Raw genomic sequence first — 7374 nt, forward strand, 5'->3', positions numbered from 1 at the left:
CAACGCCGATGCCGGACGCTACGGCAGGCTCGATCTGCCGGCCCGCCATGGCGGCGCCAGCATGCCGGACCTCAAGCTGGTCGACCTGCGGCTCGACCGGCCGCCGCGCAACCGCTGGCTCGCCCCGTCGCTGGTCAAGGCCCTGACCGACACCTTCGCGGAAGGGGAGCAGGCGATGCTGTTCCTCAACCGCCGGGGATATGCGCCGCTGACCCTGTGCCGCTCGTGCGGCCACCGCATGCAATGCCCCAACTGCACGGCATGGCTGGTCGAACACCGGTTGGCCGGCAAGCTGCAATGCCACCATTGCGACTTCACGATGAAATTACTGGACGTCTGCCCTTCGTGCAGCGCCGAGGGCTCCATGACCGCCTGCGGACCCGGTGTCGAGCGGATCGCGGAGGAGGTGACGCAGCTCTTTCCCGATCAGCGGATGGCGCTGATGACCAGCGACAGCCTGATCGGACCGCATGCGATCCGGGAGATGGTCCGACGCGTCCAGGATCACGAGATCGACCTTCTGATCGGTACTCAGGTGATGGCGAAGGGCCACCATTTCCCCATGCTGACGCTGGTCGGCGTCGTGGACTCGGACTTAGGCCTGGGCGGAGGCGACCTGCGCGCCGCCGAGCGGACCTATCAGCTCCTTCAGCAGGTCGCCGGCCGAGCCGGACGGGCGGAGCGGGCAGGGCGCGTCCTGCTCCAGACCTACATGCCGGAACACCCGGTCCTTCAGGCGCTGATTTCCGGCGACCGGGCGTCGTTCTACGAACGCGAAGCGGACGAACGCCACGAACACGGCATGCCGCCGTTCGGCCGGCTGGCGGCGTTGATCGTCTCGGGCGAGGAGGAAACCACCGTCGATGCGGTCGCCCGCGCCTTGGGGCGGACGGCGCCGCGTTCCGAGACCGTCCAGGTTCTCGGCCCCGCCCCGGCTCCCTACGCCCTGCTGCGCGGTCGCCACCGCCGCCGGCTTCTGCTGAAAGCCCCCCGAGCGGTGTCGGTGCAGCCGCTGATCGCCGAATGGCTGTCGCGGGTCGAAGTGCCGGGGAGCGTCAGGGTGCAGGTGGATATCGACCCCTACAGCTTCCTATAGGGGTAGCCCACGCTTGTATTCAATACGTGATAAACGCTATCCATATGCCTTGTTGGAAGCAAGCTTTGTAACTACAATGTAGTTACGGATAGGGACGTATGGAATTCGAGTGGTCGGAAGCCAAACGGTTCAGCACGCTTGAAGCGCGCGGTATCGACTTCCTGCGCATGCGTCAACTTTTCGATGGAAGGCTGGTGTTGACCTATTCCTCTGTACGCGGCGAGGAAGAGCGATGGGTCAATGTCGGCCAGATCGACAATAAGATTTTCGCCGTTGTATGGACGGTCCGCGAGACGCGGATCAGGATCATTTCGGCAAGGAGGGCGAGGGATGGCGAAGAAAGACGATACCGTGCGCTATACGGCGGAAGAAATTGACGCCATGATAGCCGCAGGCGAGGACCGCACCGACTGGTCGCGCAACGACACCTACGAGGAGATCGAGGCGCAGATAGCCTCCGATCCCGATCTGGCCGTCCCGGACAACTGGGAGGAACTGGCGCGTCCCGGTTTCCCGTTTCCCCTGGCTTCGCGAGCGAACAAGCGGCAGGTGACGGTGCGCTACGACGCGGAAGTGGTCGACTTCTTCAAGAGCCAGGGGCGCGGCTGGCAGAGCCGGATGAACACCGTGCTCCGGGCCTTCGTCGACAGTCAGCAAAACGGCAGCAAGTCCCGCTGAGCGGGACTTGGCGTTCCCGATCGCAATTACTTCCTCAGTAAGCCTCGCGGACCTGCGCCGGCGGGGCGACCCGCGCTGGGCGCGTGCGCCAGATCGACAGGCACTCGGTCGATGTGGAGCCGGAGCCGATGCTGTGCCAGCCCTGGCGGTCATGGAACCACAGGGTGTAGGTGCCGCGCCGGTCGCGTTCGAAGCGGAAGACCGGACGGTCCAGGTGCGGGAAGGTCACCAGCAACTGGTCGCCCTCGGCACTGGTCTGGCGGGCGACGCCGGCCCACAGGCCGCGTTCCATGCGTGGACGGGCGATCTCGTAGAATTCGGACAGGTCGGCCGGAGTGAAGCGGGCCAGGCTGAAGGCGACGACGGTCATGGCATTCGTGATCCGCGGATAAATCCCAGAGGGCTGACAGCGGCCACCGGCCGGCTGACGCACCGCCCATCCGGCGGCACCACCAATGATGCGGACCCAAAGTTAATTCAGGCTTAATTGCGCCCGGCACCCCTTTTGGACTCGGCTTTGCCCCTGGCCTTATTGTCGCAGGAGGGCTTTATACCGGCCTTCGATTGGCAAAATCGGGCGGTATTCCGCCTCAAGCCCGCGAACTTGTTGGCTTTGAGTCGGTTGCGCGACCGTGTTGCCTGTGTTATGTGACCGCTCGCCGTCAGGGGAGGGGGCCTGCCCGACGCATGTCTTGTCTCCAAGGCCCTGAAAATCAACAAGGTCTCATAGACCGAACCGAGGTACCGCGTGGCATCCGAAGGTACAGGAGTATCCGGGCTGGCAGGGCGATACGCGACTGCCCTGTTTGAGCTTGCGGACGAAAACAAGGCGCTGGACCTGGTCGCCCAGGATCTGGGCGCCATCAAGCAGATGCTCGTCGACAGTCCCGATCTGAACCGCATGGTGCGCAGCCCCGTGCTGTCGCGCGGCGACCAGAGCCGGGCGATGAGCGCCCTCCTCAAGCAGGCGGGCGTCTCCGAACTGACGCAGCGTTTTATCGGGCTCGTCGCCCAGAATCGCCGGCTGTTCGCGCTCCGGGGCATGATCGACGGCTATCTGGCCGAGCTGGCGCGTCGCCGCGGTCAAATGACCGCCGACGTGACATCGGCTCACAAGCTGTCGGATCCTCAGGTCCAGGCACTCACAGATGCCCTGCGGGCCCAGCTGGGCTCCAAGATCGAGGTCAAGGTCACCGTTGACCCGTCCCTGATCGGTGGGCTGATCGTCAAAGTCGGGTCGCGCATGATCGATAGTTCCGTGCGCACCAAGCTGAATAAGCTGCAAATCGCCATGAAAGGGGTTGGCTGATGGAAATCCGCGCCGCGGAGATTTCCGCGATCCTCAAGCAACAGATCGCGAATTTCGGGAATGAGGCGGATGTCGCCGAAGTCGGCCAAGTCCTCTCGGTCGGCGACGGTGTCGCGCGCGTCCACGGCCTGGACAATGTCCGGGCCGGCGAGATGGTCGAATTCCCCAACGGCATCAAAGGGATGGCGCTGAACCTCGAATCCGACAACGTCGGCGTCGTGATCTTCGGCGACGACCGTGACATCAAGGAAGGCGACGTCGTCAAGCGGACCGGCGCCATCGTGGAAGTCCCGGTCGGCCGTGGTCTGCTCGGCCGCGTGGTCGACGGTCTCGGCAACCCGATCGACGGCAAGGGCCCGCTGGTCGACGTGACCATGACCCGCGTCGAAGTGAAGGCTCCCGGCATCATTCCGCGCAAGTCGGTCCACGAGCCGATGCAGACCGGCCTCAAGGCCATCGACGCCCTGGTTCCGATCGGGCGCGGTCAGCGCGAGCTGATCATCGGTGACCGTCAGACCGGCAAGAGCGCCGTCGCCATCGATGCCTTCCTGAACCAGAAGGGCATCAACCAGTCCGGCGACGACAGCAAGAAGCTCTACTGCATCTATGTCGCCGTCGGGCAGAAGCGCTCGACCGTCGCCCAGATCGTCAAGACCCTGGAAGACGCCGGCGCCATGGAGTACTCGATCGTGGTCGCCGCGACCGCGTCCGAGCCGGCTCCGCTCCAGTTCCTGGCGCCCTACACCGGCTGCGCCATGGGCGAGTTCTTCCGTGACAACGCGGCACACGCCCTGATCGTGTACGACGATCTGTCCAAGCAGGCCGTCGCCTACCGCCAGATGTCGCTGCTGCTGCGCCGTCCGCCGGGCCGCGAAGCCTATCCCGGCGACGTGTTCTACCTGCACTCCCGCCTGCTCGAGCGTGCGGCGAAGATGAACGACAGCAAGGGCGCCGGTTCGCTGACCGCCCTGCCGATTATCGAGACGCAGGCCGGCGACGTGTCCGCGTACATCCCGACGAACGTGATCTCGATCACCGACGGCCAGATCTTCCTGGAAACCGGCTTGTTCTATCGCGGTATCCGTCCGGCCATCAACGTCGGCCTGTCGGTCAGCCGCGTCGGCTCGGCTGCCCAGATCAAGGCGATGAAGCAGGTCGCGGGCACCATCAAGCTGGAACTCGCGCAGTACCGCGAGATGGCCGCCTTCGCCCAGTTCGCTTCCGATCTGGACGCCTCGACCCAGCGCCTGCTGAACCGTGGCGCGCGTCTGACCGAACTGCTGAAGCAGGGCCAGTTCTCGCCGCTGCCGGTGGAAGAGCAGGTCGTTTCAATCTTCGCCGGCGTCCGCGGCTACCTCGACAAGGTCAAGATCGAGGACGTGAACCGGTTCGAAGCCAAGCTGCTGGCTGAAGTCCGTACGAAGGGTGCCAACATCCTCGACACGATCCGGACGGAAAAGGCCTTGTCGAAGGAGACCGAGGAGAAGCTGAAGAGCTTCATCGAGAACTTCTCCAAGGTGTTCGTCTAAGCTCGAAAAGATCGGTGAGGGAGAGCCGATGGACCATTAGGTCCCGCGGCTCTCCTCCGCTGATCAGGAAGGCAGGGATCCAACCTCCGGTGTGATGAAGGCGTCGAATGCCAAGCCTTAAGGACCTTAAGAACCGGATCGCCAGCGTCAAGTCGACGCAGAAGATCACGGCCGCCATGAAGATGGTCGCCGCCTCCAAGCTCCGCCGTGCGCAGGAGCAGGCCGAGGCCGGGCGCCCCTACGCCGAGCGCATGGGCCGCATGCTCGAGTCGCTCGCCGCCAACGTGTCGAGCAACGGCCAGGGTCCGAAGCTGATGACCGGTACCGGCAAGCAGGATGTCCAGCTGCTTATCGTTATCTCGTCTGATCGCGGCCTCTGCGGCGGCTTCAACGGCACCATCGTTCGCGAGGCGCGGCGCCAGATCGCCCGGCTCGAGGGCGAAGGCAAGACCGTCAAGGTTCTGACCGTGGGCCGAAAGGGCCGCGATCAGATCCGCCGCACCAACCCGAACGCCGTCGTCTTTTCCTACGAGGATATCGGCCGCAAGCGGCTGTCTTTCTCGGAGGCGGACACCATCACCGCCAAGGTGCTGGAGATGTACGAGGCCGGCGAGTTCGACGTGGCGTCGGTCATCTACAACAAGTTCAAGTCGGCGATGACCCAGATCGTCACCGTTCAGCAGGTGGTTCCCTTCGCCGTTTCCGGCGACGAGGCGGCTGCCCAGGACGGCGGCGAGCTGAAGGCCATGTACGAGTTCGAGCCGGACGAGGAACAGATCCTCGCCGACCTGCTGCCGAAGAACCTGTCGATCCAGGTCTACCGCTCGCTGCTCGAAAGCGCGGCCAGCGAGCAGGGCGCCCGCATGACAGCCATGGACAGTGCTACCCGCAACGCCGGCGACATGATCAACAAGCTGACGCTGACCTACAACCGGACCCGTCAGGCCGTTATCACCAAGGAGCTGATCGAGATCATCTCCGGTGCCGAGGCTATCTGAGGTCGAGGTCCTAGGTTTCTAGGCGTCTGATACTGCATATCTGGTTCCGAGGGAGCGAACCCACATGACTGCTGTTACCCAGCCGAGCAACGCTGTCGGCAAGATTACCCAGGTCACCGGCGCGGTCGTCGACGTTCAGTTCGAAGCCGACCTGCCCGCCATTCTGAACGCCCTGCACACCCAGAACGACGGCAAGACGCTGGTTCTCGAAGTCGCCCAGCATCTGGGTGAGAGCACCGTGCGCGCCATCGCGATGGACACCACCGACGGTCTCGTCCGTGGTCAGGCCGTCAACGACACCGGCAGCCCGATCTCGGTTCCGGTCGGTCCCGCCACCCTGGGCCGCATCCTCAACGTGATCGGCGAGCCGATCGATGAGCGTGGCGACGTCGGCCACACCCAGACCCTGCCGATCCACCGCTCTGCTCCGGACTTCGTCGACCAGTCGACCGAGGCCCAGGTCCTGGTCACGGGCATCAAGGTCATCGACCTGCTCGCCCCCTACGCCAAGGGCGGCAAGATCGGCCTGTTCGGCGGCGCCGGCGTCGGCAAGACCGTCACGATCATGGAGCTGATCAACAACGTCGCGAAGGCGCACGGCGGCGTGTCGGTGTTCGCCGGCGTCGGCGAGCGGACCCGCGAGGGCAACGACCTCTATCACGAGATGATCGAAGGCGGCGTCATCAAGACCGACGGTCCGGGCTCCAAGGTGGCGCTGGTCTACGGTCAGATGAACGAGCCGCCGGGCGCCCGCGCCCGCGTCGGTCTGACCGGCCTGACCCTCGCGGAATACTTCCGCGACGAAGAAGGCCAGGACGTGCTGTTCTTCGTGGACAACATCTTCCGCTTCACCCAGGCGGGTTCGGAAGTGTCGGCGCTGCTCGGCCGCATCCCCTCCGCGGTGGGCTATCAGCCGACGCTGGCCACCGACATGGGCGCCCTTCAGGAGCGCATCACCTCCACCAACAAGGGGTCGATCACCTCGGTGCAGGCCATTTACGTGCCTGCCGACGACTTGACCGACCCGGCGCCGGCCACCTCGTTCGCCCACTTGGACGCGACGACCGTGCTGTCGCGCTCGATCGCCGAAATGGCGATCTTCCCGGCCGTCGATCCGCTGGACAGCACCAGCCGAATCCTCGACCCGCGCGTCGTCGGTGAAGAGCACTACGAAGTCGCCCGTTCGGTCCAGAAGGTCCTCCAGACCTACAAGTCCTTGCAGGATATCATCGCCATTCTGGGCATGGACGAGCTGTCGGAAGACGACAAGCTGGTCGTCGCCCGCGCCCGTAAGATCCAGCGCTTCCTGTCCCAGCCGTTCCACGTCGCCGAAGTCTTCACCGGTACCCCCGGCGTCCTGGTCAGCCTGGAAGACACGATCAAGGGCTTCAAGGGCATCGTGAACGGCGAATACGACCACCTCCCCGAAGCCGCCTTCTACATGGTCGGCAAGATCGAGGAAGCGGTCGAGAAGGCCCGCAAGATGGCCGCCGAAGCCGCCTGATCACGCGGTCTAAGCACATAAGGGGTTGCAGGGGGCCTCGAGGCCCCCTCGCTCCATCCTTTCCAGTAATTCAATGACGAGAGCTATCCATGGCCGACAAAGTCGAGTTCGAGCTGGTTTCGCCGGAAAAGCTGCTGGTTTCCCAGCCGGTCGACATGGTCGTGGTGCCCGGCAGCGAGGGTAACTTCGGTGTGTTGGCCGGTCACTCGCCGTTCATCTCCACCATCCGTCCGGGCGTGATCGATATCTTCGAAGGCGAG

Annotated in this window: 8 protein-coding genes and 1 pseudogene; 8 read left to right on the forward strand and 1 reads right to left on the reverse strand. The window is 64.3% G+C overall.

Going from position 1 to position 7374, the window contains the following annotated elements; all coding sequences use genetic code 11:
• The 3 genes from priA to AC5JJ6_RS32610 all read left to right on the forward strand — a co-directional run.
• On the forward strand, nt 1-1096 hold a 1096-nt coding region (priA, locus tag AC5JJ6_RS32600), incomplete at its 5' end, for a replication restart helicase PriA (protein WP_496046036.1).
• Nucleotides 1097-1194: 98 nt separating this feature from the next.
• Nucleotides 1195-1473 (forward strand): BrnT family toxin, encoded by a 279-nt coding sequence (locus tag AC5JJ6_RS32605; protein ID WP_496046037.1) that lies wholly within the window; start codon nt 1195-1197, stop codon nt 1471-1473.
• Complete coding sequence (locus AC5JJ6_RS32610) at nt 1427-1774, forward strand: BrnA antitoxin family protein (RefSeq protein ID WP_496046038.1); 348 nt, start codon at nt 1427-1429, stop codon at nt 1772-1774. The genes AC5JJ6_RS32605 and AC5JJ6_RS32610 overlap by 47 nt, the downstream gene beginning before the upstream one ends.
• A gap of 34 nt (nt 1775-1808) precedes the next feature.
• On the opposite strand, the gene AC5JJ6_RS32615 is transcribed toward AC5JJ6_RS32610, so the two are convergent.
• The gene (locus tag AC5JJ6_RS32615; protein ID WP_496046039.1) at nt 1809-2144 is read right to left on the reverse strand and encodes a hypothetical protein; all 336 of its coding nucleotides are present in this window, start codon (nt 2142-2144) and stop codon (nt 1809-1811) included.
• A 378-nt stretch (nt 2145-2522) separates the two neighbouring features.
• Between AC5JJ6_RS32615 and AC5JJ6_RS32620 the strand changes: the two genes are divergently transcribed.
• The 5 genes and pseudogenes from AC5JJ6_RS32620 to AC5JJ6_RS32640 form a co-directional block, all read left to right on the forward strand.
• Nucleotides 2523-3083: a F0F1 ATP synthase subunit delta gene (locus AC5JJ6_RS32620; protein ID WP_496046040.1), complete on the forward strand. Its 561-nt coding sequence runs from the start codon at nt 2523-2525 to the stop codon at nt 3081-3083.
• On the forward strand, nt 3083-4612 hold the full coding sequence (atpA, locus tag AC5JJ6_RS32625; protein WP_496046041.1) for a F0F1 ATP synthase subunit alpha: 1530 nt from the start codon (nt 3083-3085) through the stop codon (nt 4610-4612). The genes AC5JJ6_RS32620 and atpA overlap by 1 nt, the downstream gene beginning before the upstream one ends.
• Nucleotides 4613-4719: 107 nt before the next feature.
• Nucleotides 4720-5610: a F0F1 ATP synthase subunit gamma gene (locus tag AC5JJ6_RS32630; RefSeq protein WP_496046042.1), complete on the forward strand. Its 891-nt coding sequence runs from the start codon at nt 4720-4722 to the stop codon at nt 5608-5610.
• 64 nt (nt 5611-5674) lie between these two features.
• Nucleotides 5675-7114 (forward strand): F0F1 ATP synthase subunit beta, encoded by a 1440-nt coding sequence (atpD, locus tag AC5JJ6_RS32635; protein WP_496046043.1) that lies wholly within the window; start codon nt 5675-5677, stop codon nt 7112-7114.
• Between the two features lie 89 nt (nt 7115-7203).
• Nucleotides 7204-7374: pseudogene (locus tag AC5JJ6_RS32640) on the forward strand (F0F1 ATP synthase subunit epsilon); the annotation flags it as partial.

The sequence above is a fragment of the Skermanella sp. genome, from assembly GCF_059503625.1.

Coding starts and splice junctions, on each gene's coding strand:
- atpD (WP_496046043.1), top strand. CDS start 5,675: ATGACTGCTGTTACCCAGCCGAGCAACGCTGTCGGCAAGATTACCCAG.
- AC5JJ6_RS32615 (WP_496046039.1), bottom strand. CDS start 2,144: ATGACCGTCGTCGCCTTCAGCCTGGCCCGCTTCACTCCGGCCGACCTG.
- AC5JJ6_RS32605 (WP_496046037.1), top strand. CDS start 1,195: ATGGAATTCGAGTGGTCGGAAGCCAAACGGTTCAGCACGCTTGAAGCG.
- AC5JJ6_RS32630 (WP_496046042.1), top strand. CDS start 4,720: ATGCCAAGCCTTAAGGACCTTAAGAACCGGATCGCCAGCGTCAAGTCG.
- AC5JJ6_RS32610 (WP_496046038.1), top strand. CDS start 1,427: ATGGCGAAGAAAGACGATACCGTGCGCTATACGGCGGAAGAAATTGAC.
- atpA (WP_496046041.1), top strand. CDS start 3,083: ATGGAAATCCGCGCCGCGGAGATTTCCGCGATCCTCAAGCAACAGATC.